This is a genomic window from Pseudoalteromonas sp. M58 (assembly GCF_042604605.1).
Lineage (GTDB): Bacteria > Pseudomonadota > Gammaproteobacteria > Enterobacterales > Alteromonadaceae > Pseudoalteromonas > Pseudoalteromonas tetraodonis.
In genome coordinates this window covers 2496117-2513694 of sequence record NZ_CP152390.1, presented here as the reverse complement: position 1 = coordinate 2513694, position 17578 = coordinate 2496117, and the positions used below count along the sequence as shown (strand labels likewise).

Genomic DNA, 17578 nt, shown 5'->3' with positions numbered 1-17578 from the left:
TTTGTAATTAAGAGAGCATGGTATGTCAGACTCAATAGACTCACCAAACACATCCCAAGATGAAAATCAGGTCGCAAAGAACGGCTGGTTTAATCGATTTTTAGCCACTGTAGAATTTTTAGGGAACATGCTTCCCCACCCAATTACGTTATTTGCATTGTTTTGTATTGCCATTATTTTATTTAGTGGTGTTGCCGATTGGTTTGGACTCAGCGCTATCGATCCACGGCCTGAGGGCTCTGCTGGGCGCGATCCAGATGGTGTTATTGAAGTAGTAAGCTTACTCAGTGCAGAAGGCTTACAACGTATTGTAACGGGGCTGGTGACCAACTTTACTAGCTTTGCGCCATTAGGGACGGTATTAGTTGCGCTATTAGGTGTGAGTGTAGCTGAGCATTCAGGGCTATTATCTGCCGCTATGCGTGGCATGGTAATGGGGGCATCAAAACGCTTAGTGACCTTTATGGTGGTGTTTGCCGCTATATTATCAAATACAGCTTCTGAGCTTGGCTATGTGGTATTGATTCCGCTAGCGGCAATGATATTTCATAGCTTAGGTCGTCATCCGCTTGCCGGTCTTGCTGCGGCATTTGCTGGGGTATCTGGTGGTTACAGTGCTAATTTATTATTGGGTACTATCGATCCGTTACTAGCCGGTATTACCACACCAGCTGCACAAATGATTGACCCAACTTACCAAGTAGGCGCAGAAGCAAACTGGTATTTCATGATGATATCGGTATTTTTAATTGCCATATTAGGCACGCTAGTTACTGAGAAAATTGTAGAGCCGCGATTAGGCAAATATAACCCAGACGAAGCCAGTGAAGATTTAGCTCAAAACAACATTGCCGGTTTAACTGACAAAGAAAAGTCGGGCTTAAAATGGGCTGGATTCTCATTACTTTTTGTTTCATTACTACTCGCGTGGACGGTTGTACCCGCAGACGGTATTTTACGTAACCCAGAAACAGGCCTAGTTGCTCACTCGCCGTTTTTAAAAGGGATTGTGGTTTTTATTTTTGTCACCTTTGGTATTCCAGGTTTTGTTTATGGCCGCGTTGTTGGCACCATGAAAAATGATAAAGACGTGATTAACGCCATGAGCAAAAGTATGAGCTCTATGGGAATGTACATTGTATTAGTTTTTTTTGCTGCGCAGTTTGTGGCATTTTTTAAGTGGACTAACTTAGGTACTATTTTAGCCATTAATGGCGCTGCATTATTACAGGCACTTAGCCTAACGGGGCCGGAAGTATTTGTGTTGTTTATTTTAATGTGTGCTTTAGTGAACTTAACGCTAGGCTCATCGTCAGCGCAGTGGGCAGTAACAGCCCCTATTTTTGTTCCTATGCTGATGCTTATAGGTTATGCCCCCGAGACAATTCAAGCAGCTTATCGTATTGGTGATTCGGTAACTAACTTAATTACCCCGATGATGAGTTACTTTGGCTTGATCCTCGCGGTTGCCACTAAATACAAAAAAGACATGGGAATAGGTACTTTGGTAGCGACTATGTTGCCATATAGTATTATTTTCTTTGTTGGTTGGGTGGTGCTGTTTTACTTATGGGTATTTGTTTTAGGTATGCCAGTAGGTCCTGGAGCACCAACGTATTACACACCCTAACTAAGTAAGGTTTAATATTTACTTATAAAAAATGCCAGCTTATTAGCTGGCATTTTTATTTAAAAGTAAAAATTATGAAAATACGACGGTTTTATTGCCATTAATAAATAGCTTATGTTCTGATGCTAGTTGCAATGCTTTACAAAACACTGTTTTTTCCACGTCTTTACCCATTTTAGCCATCATTTCAGCCGTATTAGCATGGGTTACACTCGATACGTCTTGTAAAATAATAGGGCCTTCATCTAGCTCATTATTTACAAAGTGAGCCGTGGCACCAATAATTTTTACACCGCGCTCAAACGCCTGATGATAAGGTTTAGCACCAATAAAAGCCGGTAAAAATGAGTGATGAATATTGATGATTTTACCCTCAAATCGACCAACAAACTCAGGGCTTAAAATACGCATGTATTTAGCTAATCCAATAATGTCAGGGTTATAGCTGGCAATTAAGTCACCGACTTTTTCGTCGTGCTCACTGCGCGTAAGTCCTTCATGAGAAACCACATGAAAAGGAATATCAAATCCCTTAACCAAAGGTTCTAATGTAGGATAATTGGCAATCACGGCAAGTATCTCTATGTTTAGGGTTTGTTCAAATTGCTTTAACAACATGCCGCCTAAACAGTGGGCTTCTTTTGTGGCTAATAATACGACTTTGGTTTTTTCTTCACCGTGTAGCGCCACTTTTGCACCTGCGGGTAATACTTCGCGCAGCTGTGCTAAAAACTCAGTGTGGGGTTCGCCAGTGAGTTCAGTGCGCATAAAAAAGCGCTGTGCATCTTTATCTACAAACTCGTTATTACGAATAATGTTTAAGTTATGTCGGTGACACAGCCCGGTAATTTTGGCGATTAAGCCAATATCATCGGCGCATTGGGTGGTTAGTATGTAACTCATTTTCCTCATTCTTACCCAGTAGTTAGTTGCTTCATTATTTGCGTTTTAACTCAGAAAGCAAGACCTTTGTGTGATGCCCAATATTTAATTTCATTAAAGCTAAAATAGCGTTAGTCAGGTTAATTTAGCTTTAAGGAAGTTTAACAAGCTGTGTACTGGCTATTTGAAAGGCTAAATTGGTTTTGGTTCTTTATTACTGCTTATATACTATCGTCTAGTTATAAAGTGTTTTTTAGTGTGTTTTACTATTGTAAGAGTGTATTAGATTGCTAAACGATCTCGTTTGTGCTTAATTTGTATACAGGTATGCGTTGTATAGTAATGCAAACAATGAAATTTTTTAGCTAACGGGCTACAAAATAAAAAGAGCTTGATGGCTTGTAATGTTAATTGGAGAAATAATGGGTAATTTAAGCTTAAAAAACAAATTGCTACTGTTGGCTGTTTTACCATTAATTGTATTGCTAATCAGTTTTATGGCGGGTTCATATTATTTAGAGAAGCAAAATCAGCAGCAATACTTTAATGAATTCAAAACCAAACTAATAGCAGATAAACAAACGCTGCTAAAAACAGAAATTGAAATTGGTTCTCAAATAGTGCAATACCAATTAGCACAAGGTAATGAACAAGACGCAAAAAATGCGCTAAGGGATTTAAAATTTGGCGAAGATGGCTATTATTTTATTTACGATACCGATGGCGTGAGTGTTTTTCATGCATTGTTAGGCGATGCAATTGAAGGGCAAAATAAAATAGACATGACCGACCCAAACGGTAAAAAAATAGTGGTTGGTTTACTAGAGCAAGCTCGTAAAGGGGGTGGGTCTTTTACCTATCACTTTCAAAAACCCAACACGACGGGTTTGATTGAAAAAATAGGGTATGCAGCCATGATCCCAGGTACTAACTGGATGATTGGTACGGGTACTTATATGGATGACATTGAGGCTGAACTAGTTAAATACCAAGCAACCATGGCTGAGCATTTAACTGAAAAAATGACCACCTTATTTTTAATATCACTTCTGCTACTTGGTTTAGCAGCCGTGGGTGCCTTATATGCAGCGAGTAATATGGTTAAACCAATACATCGAATGGTACAAAGTTTAGATGACATAGCCAAAGGTGAAGGTGATTTAACCAGAAGATTAGTGATTGACACCCATGATGAAATTGGTCAACTAGGTGAATCGTTTAATCTGTTTGTTAGTAAGCTGCATAGTATTATTTCGGGCGTGGTCGATGTGACGAGCGATGTTAAAACGGCCTCATCAGATATCAATACGCAAACCTTATTAATTGAAGATAAATTATTGAAACATAACCATGAAACTGAACTAGTAGTCACCGCTATTACTGAAATGTCAGCAACCTCGCATGAAGTGGCACAAAATACCACACAAGTTGCGGTATCAACGCAGGCAGCAACAAAAGAAGTGGCCAATGCGCAAGATTGTGTGGATGTTTCACTCAGTGAAGTTTCAAACTTAATGGGCGAAATTAACCAAGCCGCTGAGCAAGTAAACTCGTTAAGTGAACAGTCTAAAAAGATTAATAGCGTGTTGAGTGTTATTGGGGGTATTGCTGAGCAAACGAACTTACTGGCATTAAACGCCGCTATTGAGGCTGCACGAGCGGGTGAGCAAGGTCGTGGTTTTGCCGTTGTAGCTGATGAAGTAAGAAGCTTAGCAAGCCGTACTCAAGATAGCACATTAGAAATTAATGAAATGCTTAGCGAATTACATAACTTAGTCACTGCGGCTGTAGGAGCCATGCAAGCGAGTCAACAAAGCTGTAACCGCTCTGTAGAGTCTTCACGCGCTATATCTGAAAGTTTAGGTGCGGTTACTACATCGGTAACAACAATTAACGATATGAGTACACAAATTGCCACCGCAGCTACTGAGCAAAGTAGCGTTACAGAAGAGATAAACCGTAACGTGTATGCAATTCAAGAAATTGTGAATGAATTAACGCAATCGAGTAAAACGACTTCTTCGGTAAGTCAGCACTTAGCGGGACGAGGTCAAAACTTAGGTGATTTAGTTGGTCAGTTTAAAATATAAATAACACTTAGCTATTAATTGCTTTTGGAAGCCGTGACTTATTTAGTTACGGCTTTTTTTTGCTTTATTTTTAGCTAAAGCGCAATAGTTTATAGCCTGCTACATCCATAAATATTTAACAGCACAGCGATTTTTTAATATTTTTATTAGCGACTAATGTACACTATAAGGGTCTGTTGACCTTTTTGGATTGAAACATGTTCAACCTCGAAAGATAAACAGATCCTAGCTAATCTCATTAATAAGTACTTACTTATTACAGTAAATTTATAGTGAAACGACTATTTTAGGGTTTTTAAATGATAGAGTATCCGGTTGATCAGTTACCACAACTCATAAATGACTTATTGCAGTGTGATACCACTGAGCGCAAAAATAAATTACTTATAGATGCTCAGCAAACTTTATCAACTGAGCACTTATCTTTATTGTTTGAGGCGATCCCTAAAGAGCAGCGTCTTGAAATTTGGCATTTATTAGATGAAGACACGCAGCACGAAATTTTTGTTAATTTAAGTGAAGATAGCTGTTTATGGTTACTACAAACACTAGATGACAGTGCCGGATTTAAATTATTAGACGAAGTAAATGTTGAAGAGCTACTTGAGTTAGAAGAAGTTATTCCACAACGTTTTATTGATTACGCTAAAAAACAACTCGATGAAGCACAAACTAAGCAATACGAACTGGCTCAGCAATATACGCCAGAGCAATTAGGTCACTGGATTGGGTTTGATTTTTTAAAGGTGTCAGACAAACTCACTGCGGGTGGCGCTAAAAAGCTGCTACACAAAGGCTTACCGCAATACAGCGAAGTTATTTATTTGGTGAGCCGTAAAGGTAGCTTAATCGGTGAAGTTGCGGTTAATGATCTGATAAAAGCGCATGATAACGAGAGTTTAATGACGTTAGCTAATCATGACTTTACCTCATTGCACGCAGACCATGATTTATATGAAGCCGCTGAAGTGGTTATTCATAGCGAGAAAATGGCCATGCCAGTGGTTAATGCCGATAACAAATTAATAGGGCGTTTAACCATTGCATCAGCTTATGAATTACGTCAAGAAATAGCCGACGAAGCGGCAGCAAAGGCCGGTGGTTTACGAGAAGACGAGGACTTATTTGCCAGTGTTCGTAAAAGTGCTAAAAACCGTGGTATTTGGTTAGGTATCAACTTAGCAACGGCATTTTTAGCCTCGTGGTTTATCGGTTTGTTTGGCGCAACTATAGAGCAAGTGGTTGCACTTGCGGTATTAATGCCTGTAGTGGCGTCAATGGGCGGTATTGCCGGTAGCCAAACCTTAACGGTTATTGTACGAGGACTGGCTCTGGGTCAGGTTACTGACTCAAACCGAAACGCATTACTTAAAAAAGAGTTGCGAGTAGGGGCGGTAAATGGCTTGGTGTGGGCATTAGTGATTGGTTTGCTAACCTTTGTATGGTTTAACGATATTATGCTCAGTATAACCATTACTGTGGCAATATTACTTAACTTAGTGGCAGCATCGTTGGCGGGCGTAGTGATCCCCTCTATTTTAGATAAAATGAAAATTGACCCTGCGTTGTCGGGTTCAGTGATTTTAACCACAGTCACTGATATTGTCGGCTTTGTGACCTTTTTAGGGTTAGGTAGTTTGTTATTACTGTAATTTTTATATAAAGATTAATCTCTTATCTACAGCATTTAAAATTAATCTAAACGCCAGTAAAGTAACTCAATTTAGTGGCTTTTAGGGTAGATATAGCGCCATGGAATGGCCTTTAATTTAAACTTTAAACAACAGTACTTATTTTATTTCTACCTTCGGTTTTTGCGCGGTACAAAGCCGTGTCTGCGGCGTACAACAGCGCCTCGTAGGTACGGTATTGACTATTGTGCTCACAGGCAATCCCTTGGCTCACACTAACTTTAACCTCTGGTGGCAGGCCTATATCTGTAAATGTCATCGCATTAATTTGTTGTTGTACATGCTTGGCAACAATCGTTGCACTTTTTATATCGCAACGCGGTAAAATAATAGCAAACTCCTCACCGCCATATCTCGCTGCCAAACACTCTCTTGACGGGATACAATGCAAAAGCATTTTTGCAATTTTTTGTAAGCATTTATCACCTTTAATATGCCCATAGGTGTCGTTGAATTTTTTAAAGTGATCTACATCAATCAATATGCTGGTTAGAGGTTGTTGGCTTTGAATACTTTCTTGCCAGTATTTTTTTAGTGACTCATCTAAAGCTAAACGATTAGCGAGCCCAGTTAAGTGATCGGTTGAAGCTTGTATTTTTAAACGGTTGTACATCGCTTTATGCGTACTGAGATCATGAAGTATGCAAACGTATAATTTTTGCGCCGATGCAATACTTTTTGGCATACTAGATATTGATAAGTCTGCTTCAATAATATCACCATTCGCTTTATTTATTTTTATTTCATTTGGGCCAAAGCTAAGGGAAGTATCTTTAATGTCTATCCAATTTAATAACGTCTGTTTATATTTATCAAGGTCTGCACCGTGTAAAAACGACAGTAAATTTTCGCCTATTAGAGATTGCTGAGAGTAACCTAATAGCTGTGCTGCTTTTGGGTTTGCAAACTCAAAACCACCGTGCTCATTAAGTACAAAAATGCCTTCGGCGGTGCCGTTAAATAATTCAATTAAAGCGCCAAATTGGGTATGAGAAAAAGGACTCGATAAAGCGCAATCGAAGGGGAGTGCTTTATCGTTTTTAACCGCTGGAGTCTCTTTTTTATTAATTTGTTTAGACACGTTTTAGCCTTAGCATGATACAGACGTTTTTGATGTCTACAAATTTACATAAAAAAGTGCAATTAAACCTTTCGGTAATCTTCTGCTTTTAAGTTTTTGATTAATAGTATTTTTTATTATGCACAGGCGTTAAAGGCCTGTGCAATTTGGAAAACAAAAATTAAATATTAAGCGTTGTTTATTAATTTTTGTCTTTATTTTCAATTTGTGGGTCGGCGCTTTCATAGGCTTTACCATTGCACTCAACATTAAATATTAAACACACAGTGCCATTATTTTCATCTGTGTCTGTGATGGTGATTGATTGGCCATCATCATTGATTTCTGATTTAAAATCACCAGCACAGTCGCCTTCTTTATCAGTGATAGTGGCTCCGGTGAATAAAAAACCTTTAGCAAGTGTTGCTTCATTTAAGCTATAAATACCTGCGGTTTCAGTTCTGACAACGCCACCGCCAGAGACTTCTTTGTTATCTTTAAAGTATGTAAAATTGGCGTTGTCGTTACTGTCTAATTCAATATTTACAGTAAAGTGAATTTGCTCTTGGGTATTATCCATATTATTTCCTTTTGTATTCGTGGTTATAGTTTAAAGTGAGTAATGCCTAATTTAACTAGACTTGCTTTTATTTTGGGGATTTCGTTTGCTCTATTTAAGCAGGTGTATGCCTGTAACAGCGGGTGCGTTACGTGAACGCTTTGGTTTATTTTTACTGTTTCAGCAATGGCTTTAAGCGCATTTAAGCAAAATTGCTCTCGCTGTACGGTATTTTCAGCTAATTTAGCTTTAAGTAAATTTATATTCGTAAAGTCTACATTATCACCACTCTTTGCTTTATTAGCTATGTACTGTTGGTAGCTTGTATCATTTTCAAGGGCTGTTAAAAACTCATATGCTTTAAGTGGTGACTGTCTATCAATAAAGTACTGTATAAGGATCAATTGAGTATTAATTGCAAAGTTATTTTTAAAGTCCTGCACTTTCAAAAAGTTAATAATATCCTTAACTCGGTTATCAATGTTTTTATTAGGTGAAAGCATTAGCTGGTGGGCTAAAAAACGATAATAAGAATGTTGAATGTCTTTACTTTTTGGATCTTGCAATCGTGCGGTATTAACTGTTTTTGTGGCTTGCTGTGCTTTTTTGTAGGCTGGTTGTTTATTTGGCAGGTAGCTCAAAAGGTAGCTTTGTTGAATATAAGTATAAGCTAAACTGCTTGATAAACTGGCATCATCTGGATATTCAATTAATAAACTTTTTAACTCATTAGATGCATTTTCATACATGGTTAATGCGGCATTAAAGTTACCTAGCCTTTCTTCTGTCTTTGCCAGCCAACTGATGGTATCGGCTTTATCGCGCAGTAAGTTTTTGTTGCAGGGTTTAAGCTCAAGGGCTTCATTTTTAAGGGCGAGCGACTTTGTAAAGCGTTGTTTCGCGGCAGTGTAGTTAAATTGCTTTAAATACAAAGAGCCCAGCGAATTATGCGAATACGATAGCTCCATAATCGAGTTAAAACCATTCGGTGCTAATGAATACATTTTCTCGCTGTAGGCATGATATTTTTTAAATAATGGCTCAGTAGCAGCGTAATCACTTTTATCATAATGAAGCTGACCGAGCCAAAAGGCATTGGCACCGGCAAGCGTTAATAGCTCTAAATTATCTGGTTGTATTTTTAATAGTGCTTCAAGGCGAATGCGGGCGTTTTCAAAGGCAGTGAAGGCCTCAATGGTTTTACCGCGAGAATAGGCCACTTCGCCCATAGCCTCAAGAGTTTGTGCATATTGAAAGCGGTTGTTAAATTCGGCTTTTTGGTCGTTAAAACTAAAAAGAGAGCTGGGCTCATCTGCTTGATTGGTAAAATACTCAAGTGCTTTATTACTAATGCCATCGAGCAAATCCATACGCTTAACGCTGCGCAGTTTATCGGCAAAGTCACCGACCATAAAGCCAAGTAGGCTTTCGGCCTCTTGGCGCTTTTGCTGTGCAAGTTGCTGCGCTTGAAAACTGGTAACACTCATAAATAGGGCAACACAGGTAAGTAAGCAAAGCAGAGCGACCGTGCCGCGTTTTATTATTGTTTTTGTTTTACTGTGTTTAAGAGAGCTGGTTATAAGCGCGCGTTCGTCATTGTCTAGTTTGAATATATTGTCGTTTAATAACGTGAGCGCTTCTTGCAATGGTTTACCCGGTGTTAATAGGTAAGCGCTACTTTTATGTTCATTAAGCCACTGTTGCGTGTGGTGGTGCAAACGGCTTTTAATAGCAAGGGCGTCTTTATGATCGTTTATCCACTGTTTGGCACGTGGCCATTGGCGTAATAATGCCTCGTGGGCAAGGCTAAAGCAGGCTTCTTGGTTTTGTAAGTGCGATACAAATAAGCGACTGTCGACCATGGCTTGTACAAGCTCTTTTTGGCTGGTGTTGGTTAATGCTTGTAAGCGGGCCGCACGGCTAGTAATGGTTTTACCATCTGGGTTTAGCGTCACTAACTGCGATAATACGCTTTTTAGTTGCTGTTGTTGTTTTGCGCTCAGCCCAATAAAAACATCTTCTGCCTTTTTACCAATAGCGCCTTCAATACCGCCGAGTTTTTCATACACGCTGTGCAATAACTCATTATTTTCACTGCGCTGTAAATACAGCTCTTGCAGTGTGTATTGCAACATGGGCAGGGCATCAGGGTTGTTGGCGGTATCTGCAAAGAGTATTTCATCCAGCGGAGTTTTGGTTTGCGGGTCGTGTGAGAACGTTAAATTAGCGGTTAATGCCGGCAAGCGAATAATTTGTTGTAGTTCCTGGCGGTTGGGCGGGGTTAAATCATAATGGGCGCCGTTCGCTTTTGCGGCCATAAGGCTGGGTTGCTCTACCACTAAAGGGTAAAAGTCGTTACGACACGCACTAAATACGATCACCGCTTTAGAGGTGGCTAAACGTTCAATAATCGATAAAAAATGACTTCGGGTGTTGGGACTAAATAGTGGCGATGAAAGCAGCACCTCTAAGCGGTCTATAAACAAAAAAAACTGCGGTGTGTTTAGCTTTGTATTTGCCTTACTGATTGCAGTTTGTAACGTGTTTATCGCTTCGTCAATTGTGTGCTCTAATTGCTGCGCCAGTATTTGCGAGCTTAATCCTTCAAATACGGGGTGTTGGTTTATATCCCAATCAAGCATGGCAGAGGCTAAATCTAAATAGAGCCTAGTTTGATGCACATCTGCAAAGTCGAGCTGAGTGTATGAAACAACGCCAATACCATCATAACCACGCTCATCAAGTAGCTTTGGTAAAATACCCGCATTGACTAACGACGATTTACCCGTACCACTTGGGCCAAGTATTAAGCAAAAAGCACGGCCAGATTTTACTTGGTTTGATACGTTTTCGAGTAAGGTGGTGATGGCTTGGTTACGACCAAAAAATAAATGAGTATCGGTTGGGTTATACGCACTTAAGCCTAAAAAAGGAGAACCGCCTTGCCACGTGTTTACAGGGCTTGATGTATCTTCTGCAAATGGAAACTCAAGTTTTGCAATAATACGGTAGCCGCGTTTACGAATGGTTTCTATGTATAGCGGGGAGCTTGCCTTATCACCCAATGCTTTTCGCAGTTGTGTGATGGTTTTATGCAGTGGGTTATCGCCTACTTCAATGTTTTGCCAGCACTGATTGAGTAACTCGTCACTGGTGACCATATCGCCTTTTTGTAAGCACAGATATAATAATACATCCATTGCTTTAGGTTCTAATTGCGTTACTTTTTCAGCACATTGTATACAATTGCTGGCAGGCGTTACCTGCCAGTCGCCTAAATAAAAAGGTGATTGATGCATAAGGACTCGTTATTATTTTATTTGTAAGCACGCTTAATTAATTTAATATGATTTAAAATCATATTAAGGTTTTTATTTATTTTAGGTCGCTTTTATTAAGCGTAACAATGCGTTGTGGAAACGGAATTTCAATATTGGCATCGTTAATCGCTTTATACACACCGCCATTTATAGCGAGTTTAGTTTCAATAATTTTAGTGGTGGGCACCCAATAACGATAACTAATGGTGACGCCGCTATCAGCAAAACGTTCTATACCAATTTGTGCATTAGGGTGTTTAGCTACGAGTTCATGATTGACTAATACGTTTTCAATAAGGCTTATCGCAGTATCACTACAGGCACTGTAGGCTATGTCTATTTCACCTTTTACCAGTGAATAATTAAATGAGTTATGCAGAATTTCGCCAACAATATGTTTGTTAGGAATGGTTATTTCTACTTTTTCTTCATTAATTAATATGGTGTGCCCCAGCTCAATTACTTTTACTTGGCCACTAACGCCTTTTACTTCTATGGTATCGCCAACCACAAATGGCCGCGTAGCAATAATGGCAAGCCCCGCGCCATAATTAGAAAGCATACCTTGTAACGCTAAGCCTGCGCCTAATGAGGCGGCACCTATTGCAGCTACAAATGGGGTCACACTAATGCCAATTTTACCAAGCGCAATAATGATCACCATAATGATCAGCAGTACTTTTACAACATTACTGACAAAATTAGTCAGGGTGATATCAATGTTGTGGCGGGTCATTAAGTTTGCGACAACTTCGGCGAGCTTTTTAGCGACCCACAGGCCAACGAGTAGAATAAAAATAGCGCCCACTATTTGCATACTGTAGGTAACTAAATACTCGGTAAGCAGGGCGTAGTACTTTTCAAATTGCTGAATTTCGGAACTGATCATGCTGGGCTCTATTTTTAGCGATACTGTTATCTGCTTACTATAACAAAGTGTTAACTAAAATTGGATATAATAGTGGTACTATCACTGCGGTTAATAATGCACTGAGTGCCATAGCCACTGATGAAAATGCGCCTATTTTTGGGTGTTCGGCAATAGCTGCCGCCGTACCAATTGCATGGCACGCGGTACCGATTGCAATTCCTTGTGCCTCAAAGTTATAAATCTTAACTAATTTGAGTAACATAAAGCCAAACAAAGCCCCCAATAAACCAATAAAAATAACCATGGCAGCGGCAAGTGAGCTAATTCCTCCTAATGAGTCAGTAACCAGCAGTGTGATAGGGGTTGTTACACTGAGTGCCGCAACAGAGGCGCTCAATTGTGAGGGCACAGCAAATAAAATACTTAATACAAAAGCCACTAGTGTGGCGTTAACAATACCTATACTGCAAGTAGCGACAATTAATAGTAAGTTTTTACGTACGTGCATAAATTGCTGATAAAGCGGCAAGGCTAAAGCAACTATGGCCGGCTCTAATAGCCAACTTAGTAACTGACTATGTGAGGCAAATTGTGAATAGGGTAATTTAAGGTTGACTAACAGTAGGGCAATAATGCCAATGCTTAAAAAAACAGGGTTGGTTAATGACTTTAAAATACTCTGGTTTATTTTAAGATTAACCGCTCTTAGTGCAATAAAGAGAATAATAATAAATGGCACGGTTAACCACCATAGGCTGGGGGTTATGCTGGTGGTTAAGTTAGTCATTATTAGCTCTGCCTTTAAAATAGCCCACTAGGCTTGCCACTAAAATTAAACTACTGAGTGGGACTAATAAGATGACCGCAGTTAAGAAAGGCCAATGTGATTTAATTAGCCCTAAATGTTCTATAAAACCGACGCCTGCAGGAATAAAGAAAATAGGCATTACATTCAAAATAGGTGATGCGCAGGGAGCGAGTTGATGTTCTTTAACTATGCCCAATAACAGTAACGTTAGCAGCAAAACCATGGCGAGTAGAGGAGCAGGAAAACTTGCATCAAGAAGATGCATAATGAATTTGCTTGTTGCCAAGCACAATAAAATAATTGCGCTACTTAGTAGGTATTTCATTAATTTGGCTCACTAGAATAGAAGAGCCTAACTTTAACAAATAACGCTGTTTTATGCATTGTGCCTTAGTATTACCATCAATGTTACCAGCGCTTGGCGTTTGTAAACTCAATATCAGCTTTCCCTCTAGCTTTAGCAATGGCTTTTTTAGTATTAGGGTTGATCAGTAAGCGAATTTGGCTCCATGTTTCTTTAGCGAGTATTTTTCGAGCAGGGGCTTTATAGCTTTGTTGAGTTACACGCTTTACTGCGGCTAATGTGTCAGGTGAGCGCGCTAGCAGTGTATCAAGCATCTCTTTAGTTGCTTTATCTGTATCGTCGGTTGTTTTGGTTACTAAACCTAGTTCAAAAGCATGTTGTGCGTTTATTGGATTTGCGTGACTTGCTAACCAGAGCGCTTGGTCGCGTTTTACTAAGCCTGAAAGCATAACATTAGCGCCCATATCTGGGCATAACCCCCAGCGCGCTTCCATAATGGCGAGTTTGGCATCGTGGTGAACAATCCGGTAATCGGCACCCAGTGCTATTTGCAATCCACCCCCAAGGCAATTTCCGTTTATTTTGGCAATAACAGGCACACTCAATGATTGCCAACCAAGTACTACTTTTTGCGCTAAATTTTGATTACCAGGAAGCCATTTAAATAGGAGTTTTATAATATTCATTGGCGAGGCCATAACCGCGTTAATATCAAGCCCTGCACAAAAGTGTTCGCCTTCACCGGTTAATACAACCGCACGAATATTGGCATCTTTTTTAATATTTTTAATCACCTTGTTAAGCTCAATAAACATAGTAAAGCTTAAGGCATTTTGTTTTTCTACTCGATTTAATGTGACGGTGGCAATGCCCTGTTTTTTTTCTAGTTTTATCATCTTGCACTCCTCTGACCTGTTACTTGAGCTTATGTTTTTATTTGTGCTAAGTAAAGTGGGTGAAGATGAATAAAAAACAAAGTGAATTTTTTAATGCAATTGCGGTCTGTTATCTTTCAAGGCAAATTTAATCTTGAAAGGCCAACAGACCCTAATGCTAACCAATCCATTAATATCTATAAGTATTAGGTAAAAGCAAAAAAGTCAGTATTTAACGTGTTTTTTTTATCAAAACACTAACAACTTTTGATATTATGGCGCCAACTTAAAAGCTCAGAGGTTAACCACTCATGTCAGGTCCACGTTTATTTACGGTAGAAGAAGCAACCCATCAAGCTTATGATATTTTTTTGGAGCTGGCTCCCAACAACCTGAGTGATAAAGATGTTGAAGAATTTAACCTGCATCGTGAAGAACTTGGCTTTATTGAAGAAGATGAGCCCGATGAACAGTGGCAAGATTTTGTTGCACTAGAAATAGAGCCTGAGCATTTTATTCAAGTATTAGTTGGGCTTGAATTTGAAAGTGAAGACGTTTTATTTGCGAAAATATTAATTAGCCGTGATAAAGACGCGCCTTTTTGCCATATTTTATGGAAAGAAAGTGAATAACTTTTTCGGCCCCTTTTCATTATTACCATTTGCAAGAGAATGTATTTTGCGAAAGTACGTTGTATTACTGCTTTTATTATTTAGCTCCTACAGCTGGGCAGTGGATCCCTTTGAAGATTTTCATCAATATGGGGAGCTCTCCGATGAAGAAATTCATGAGCTACACAAAGGCGAAGTACTTTATGGTGATACCGAGTTTGGTTTTATTTTAAGTAAAGGTAATACCAACTCAACCAGTTTTAAACTCAAAGGTAATCTTTACCAAGATTTTGAAAACTGGCGTAATCAATTCAAAATAGATTCCTTATACAAACGTGACGAAAATGAAGAAACGGGCCAGTCGGATGTTACGGCTAATCGCGTGTTTGTTTCTGCGCAGGGTAACTATAAAGTTGGTGTTAAAAATTCGTCGTTCTTTATTTATGGTGATTATGAAGAGGATGAATTTAGCGGTCTGGATTTTAAAAGTACGGTGGCAACCGGCTATGGTGCACGTATTTATCAAGGGGTTAAAAACAAAGTAGATATAGATATTGGCCCTGGTTTATATCGCTCCGTTGCTGATGATGAGTCAACAATAAGCGAAGACGATAAAGACAAAATGGGTTACTTGTTACGTATTGCCATGCAATGGGAGCGATTAGTATCTAAGCGCACCCGATTTAATCAAGACATTAGTATAGAGCAGTCTTTATCTGGGCTTAACTCACGGTTAAAGTCAGAAACCGCCTTAATTAGCCAAGTGGTTGGGGCTGTATCGCTCAAGTTTGCTTATATGTACCGTTATAACTCTAAGCCTGAAGAAGATAAGCTTAAATATGATTCAGAGCTCAGCGCAACGTTAGTATACAGTTTTTAATTTTTTAACTTTTTAATTGAGAGTGTTATGTATCAGCATAAGCAGTATGCGGTATTTATATTTGTAGTATTGGCATGGATAGGTGGGTTTGTTGCACTTGCATGGAATTTAATGGGTGCCGATGTGCCGTTAATGGTATTTGCAGGTATTTTATTGCTGGTGGGTTTTTTATTTCATGGTTTAACCATTAAAGTTGATGAAGCCCATATTAGCTGGGCATTTGGTCCAGGCGTTGCGGGTCAAAAATTAGCACTAGAGGACATAGTTGACGTAAAAGCAGTACAAAACTCATACCGTCACGGTATTGGTATTCGCATTACGCATGATGGTTGGATTTATTCAGTATCAGGCTTTAGTGCCGTGCAATTAACACTTAAAGATGGCAGCCAATACCGTATAGGCACTAATGACCAAGCCGGATTAGTTGCTGCGCTTGAAGATAAAATAACCCCTGGCGAAGCACCAGCAGCAGAGCCTCAAGTTAAATTACGTACGCATAATAATATGCTATAAAAAAAGCGCCTGAGGCGCTTTTTTTATTACTGGATTAGGGTTTAGTGGTCGTGACCACAACCGCCTTCACCATGTACATGGCCATGCTCGAGCTCTTCAGCCGTTGCATCGCGTACTTCTAAAATCTCTACATCAAAATTGAGCGTAATACCAGCGAGTGGGTTGTTACCATCAACAATCACTTCTTCGTCTTGAATATCGATGATCATGACTGACTGGTCGCCGTCATCGGTGGTTGCACGAAATTGCATGCCCACTTCAATGTCCATGCCTTCAAACATTGATTTTGGCACGGCTTGCATTAGGTGATCATGACGTTCACCGTAACCTTCTTCAGGTTCAACTTTTACACTTAGTGTATCGCCAGCTTGTTTGCCTTGCAGCGCGTTTTCAAGTCCTGAGATAAGGTAACCCGTACCAACGATAAAAATTAATGGCTCACCGCCAAATGAGTTATCAATGGTATTGCCGTCATTATCTAGTACAGAGTAATGCATTTTTACCACTTTATTTGCTGCAACGATCATAGTCATTCCTATTATTCATCTTCAAGAGAGTAAGGTAGAGGCAGAATGTTTAGCTCTACCGAAGGGGTATGTTTTGCACGAAGAACCTGAGCGGTGTCAGTATCGTTTGGCAACACAACTAAGCCAGTTAAAGTGTGTGTTTTTTCATTAAAGCTTTGCGCAATAAGTTTGCCCGCGCGGCGCCAGTTTTCACCTAACTGGGTTTCGATATCGGGTGCATCGAGCAATCCTTCACTTTGCCCTGTAACGATATACATGGCACGTTTATTTTTACCTAAGTATTTCATACGTGCGACGGTTTCTTGGCCGGTGTAGCAACCCTTTTTAAAACTGATGCCATTGATGGCTTGAAGGTTAACCATTTGCGGCACATACTCATCAATTGCATCAACGCTTAACTGAGGCTCACCAGCTAGCAGTGAGGCCTGTTGCCACATAGCGTCGTTGTCGAGGGTAGATACTTCATCAGGTAAGCAAAATTGGCTATCAACCATAAGTAAAACGCGGTTTGGCGCAAGTTTAAGGGCTTTGCCGTTAGCAAAGTCGCATGCTGTGGCATCGTCACTAAAGTGAATATCAAGTTGCGTAAGCAAATCAGTTAGGTCATCACCTAATAAACCAATTAATCGCTCTGGGGCTTTATTAATTTCAACTTTTGCAAATACAGCGTATTTTTTTAACTCAGCCAGTGAGCGTTCTACTTCAGCACTTGATCCGGTTAAATAATAGTTTTGCTGGTAAGAAAATAGCTTAAATACACCCCACAGCTTACCTTTTGCGCTACAGTGACCTGTCCACAAAAAGTTGTTGTTGTTGATTTTATTGAGATCTTGAGTGATTTGTCCGTGTAGGTAAGATAATTTATCTGTGCCTGAGAGGCTAATAACCTGATGTGATAAAGGACATGCATAAACCAGAGACATAAACACCTTCTTTGCAATAACAAATGAAACCACA

Annotated in this window: 16 protein-coding genes; 6 read left to right on the top strand and 10 right to left on the bottom strand. The window is 39.5% G+C overall.

Annotated features, from left to right (window positions below; genetic code table 11):
• Window positions 1–22: 22 nt before the first annotated feature.
• Window positions 23–1630, top strand: coding sequence for an AbgT family transporter (locus AAGD16_RS11665; RefSeq protein WP_016899668.1), 1608 nt, complete (start codon window positions 23–25; stop codon window positions 1628–1630).
• Between the two features lie 72 nt (window positions 1631–1702).
• Here the strand turns inward: AAGD16_RS11665 and purU are convergent, their stop codons facing one another.
• Window positions 1703–2533: a formyltetrahydrofolate deformylase gene (gene purU, locus AAGD16_RS11660; protein WP_013465657.1), complete on the bottom strand. Its 831-nt coding sequence runs from the start codon at window positions 2531–2533 to the stop codon at window positions 1703–1705.
• 401 nt (window positions 2534–2934) lie between these two features.
• On the opposite strand from purU, the gene AAGD16_RS11655 reads away from it, so the two are divergent.
• Together AAGD16_RS11655 and AAGD16_RS11650 are read left to right on the top strand one after the other, a co-directional pair.
• Entirely contained in the window at window positions 2935–4602 is a 1668-nt protein-coding gene (locus AAGD16_RS11655; protein WP_024602336.1) for a methyl-accepting chemotaxis protein, read from the top strand.
• A 299-nt stretch (window positions 4603–4901) separates the two neighbouring features.
• Window positions 4902–6254, top strand: a complete 1353-nt coding sequence (locus tag AAGD16_RS11650) for a magnesium transporter (RefSeq protein ID WP_016899669.1) — start codon at window positions 4902–4904, stop codon at window positions 6252–6254.
• Between the two features lie 124 nt (window positions 6255–6378).
• On the opposite strand, the gene AAGD16_RS11645 is transcribed toward AAGD16_RS11650, so the two are convergent.
• From AAGD16_RS11645 to AAGD16_RS11615, 7 genes are all read right to left on the bottom strand, one after another.
• On the bottom strand, window positions 6379–7374 hold the full coding sequence (locus tag AAGD16_RS11645; RefSeq protein ID WP_024602337.1) for a GGDEF domain-containing protein: 996 nt from the start codon (window positions 7372–7374) through the stop codon (window positions 6379–6381).
• 181 nt (window positions 7375–7555) lie between these two features.
• Window positions 7556–7933 carry a DP-EP family protein gene (locus AAGD16_RS11640; protein WP_377111875.1) on the bottom strand — a complete coding sequence of 126 codons (378 nt, stop codon included), beginning with the start codon at window positions 7931–7933 and terminating at the stop codon, window positions 7556–7558.
• A gap of 23 nt (window positions 7934–7956) precedes the next feature.
• Window positions 7957–11211, bottom strand: a complete 3255-nt coding sequence (locus AAGD16_RS11635) for a winged helix-turn-helix domain-containing protein (RefSeq protein ID WP_377111872.1) — start codon at window positions 11209–11211, stop codon at window positions 7957–7959.
• A 76-nt stretch (window positions 11212–11287) separates the two neighbouring features.
• A complete protein-coding gene (locus AAGD16_RS11630) occupies window positions 11288–12121 on the bottom strand; it encodes a mechanosensitive ion channel family protein (RefSeq protein ID WP_016899673.1) in 834 nt (277 codons plus the stop codon).
• A 37-nt stretch (window positions 12122–12158) separates the two neighbouring features.
• Window positions 12159–12890, bottom strand: coding sequence for an LrgB family protein (locus AAGD16_RS11625; RefSeq protein WP_016899674.1), 732 nt, complete (start codon window positions 12888–12890; stop codon window positions 12159–12161).
• Window positions 12883–13236, bottom strand: coding sequence for a CidA/LrgA family protein (locus tag AAGD16_RS11620; RefSeq protein ID WP_013465649.1), 354 nt, complete (start codon window positions 13234–13236; stop codon window positions 12883–12885). The genes AAGD16_RS11625 and AAGD16_RS11620 overlap by 8 nt, the downstream gene beginning before the upstream one ends.
• 83 nt (window positions 13237–13319) lie before the next feature.
• Window positions 13320–14111, bottom strand: coding sequence for a crotonase/enoyl-CoA hydratase family protein (locus AAGD16_RS11615; protein ID WP_377111867.1), 792 nt, complete (start codon window positions 14109–14111; stop codon window positions 13320–13322).
• A 290-nt stretch (window positions 14112–14401) separates the two neighbouring features.
• Here AAGD16_RS11615 and AAGD16_RS11610 point away from each other — a divergent pair, with 290 nt between their 5' ends.
• From AAGD16_RS11610 to AAGD16_RS11600, 3 genes are read left to right on the top strand one after another with little or no spacing between them, the layout of a single operon-like run.
• The gene (locus AAGD16_RS11610; protein ID WP_016899676.1) at window positions 14402–14722 is read left to right on the top strand and encodes an HI1450 family dsDNA-mimic protein; all 321 of its coding nucleotides are present in this window, start codon (window positions 14402–14404) and stop codon (window positions 14720–14722) included.
• Window positions 14723–14768: 46 nt separating this feature from the next.
• Window positions 14769–15581 carry a DUF481 domain-containing protein gene (locus AAGD16_RS11605; RefSeq protein ID WP_013465645.1) on the top strand — a complete coding sequence of 271 codons (813 nt, stop codon included), beginning with the start codon at window positions 14769–14771 and terminating at the stop codon, window positions 15579–15581.
• A gap of 27 nt (window positions 15582–15608) precedes the next feature.
• Window positions 15609–16094, top strand: coding sequence for a hypothetical protein (locus tag AAGD16_RS11600; protein ID WP_368484999.1), 486 nt, complete (start codon window positions 15609–15611; stop codon window positions 16092–16094).
• A gap of 41 nt (window positions 16095–16135) precedes the next feature.
• Here AAGD16_RS11600 and AAGD16_RS11595 read toward each other — a convergent pair whose 3' ends face one another.
• Window positions 16136–16621, bottom strand: a complete 486-nt coding sequence (locus AAGD16_RS11595; protein WP_013465643.1) for a peptidylprolyl isomerase — start codon at window positions 16619–16621, stop codon at window positions 16136–16138.
• Window positions 16622–16632: 11 nt separating this feature from the next.
• Window positions 16633–17544 carry a folate-binding protein YgfZ gene (locus tag AAGD16_RS11590; protein ID WP_016899678.1) on the bottom strand — a complete coding sequence of 304 codons (912 nt, stop codon included), beginning with the start codon at window positions 17542–17544 and terminating at the stop codon, window positions 16633–16635.
• Window positions 17545–17578 lie beyond the last annotated feature (34 nt).

What these genes read in the sequence shown, in the direction of transcription:
- AAGD16_RS11620 (WP_013465649.1), bottom strand. Translation starts at nt 13,236, where the DNA reads ATGAAATACCTACTAAGTAGCGCAATTATTTTATTGTGCTTGGCAACA.
- AAGD16_RS11595 (WP_013465643.1), bottom strand. Translation starts at nt 16,621, where the DNA reads ATGATCGTTGCAGCAAATAAAGTGGTAAAAATGCATTACTCTGTACTA.
- AAGD16_RS11610 (WP_016899676.1), top strand. Translation starts at nt 14,402, where the DNA reads ATGTCAGGTCCACGTTTATTTACGGTAGAAGAAGCAACCCATCAAGCT.
- AAGD16_RS11630 (WP_016899673.1), bottom strand. Translation starts at nt 12,121, where the DNA reads ATGATCAGTTCCGAAATTCAGCAATTTGAAAAGTACTACGCCCTGCTT.
- purU (WP_013465657.1), bottom strand. Translation starts at nt 2,533, where the DNA reads ATGAGTTACATACTAACCACCCAATGCGCCGATGATATTGGCTTAATC.
- AAGD16_RS11665 (WP_016899668.1), top strand. Translation starts at nt 23, where the DNA reads ATGTCAGACTCAATAGACTCACCAAACACATCCCAAGATGAAAATCAG.
- AAGD16_RS11590 (WP_016899678.1), bottom strand. Translation starts at nt 17,544, where the DNA reads ATGTCTCTGGTTTATGCATGTCCTTTATCACATCAGGTTATTAGCCTC.
- AAGD16_RS11600 (WP_368484999.1), top strand. Translation starts at nt 15,609, where the DNA reads ATGTATCAGCATAAGCAGTATGCGGTATTTATATTTGTAGTATTGGCA.
- AAGD16_RS11640 (WP_377111875.1), bottom strand. Translation starts at nt 7,933, where the DNA reads ATGGATAATACCCAAGAGCAAATTCACTTTACTGTAAATATTGAATTA.
- AAGD16_RS11625 (WP_016899674.1), bottom strand. Translation starts at nt 12,890, where the DNA reads ATGACTAACTTAACCACCAGCATAACCCCCAGCCTATGGTGGTTAACC.
- AAGD16_RS11615 (WP_377111867.1), bottom strand. Translation starts at nt 14,111, where the DNA reads ATGATAAAACTAGAAAAAAAACAGGGCATTGCCACCGTCACATTAAAT.
- AAGD16_RS11655 (WP_024602336.1), top strand. Translation starts at nt 2,935, where the DNA reads ATGGGTAATTTAAGCTTAAAAAACAAATTGCTACTGTTGGCTGTTTTA.
- AAGD16_RS11650 (WP_016899669.1), top strand. Translation starts at nt 4,902, where the DNA reads ATGATAGAGTATCCGGTTGATCAGTTACCACAACTCATAAATGACTTA.
- AAGD16_RS11635 (WP_377111872.1), bottom strand. Translation starts at nt 11,211, where the DNA reads ATGCATCAATCACCTTTTTATTTAGGCGACTGGCAGGTAACGCCTGCC.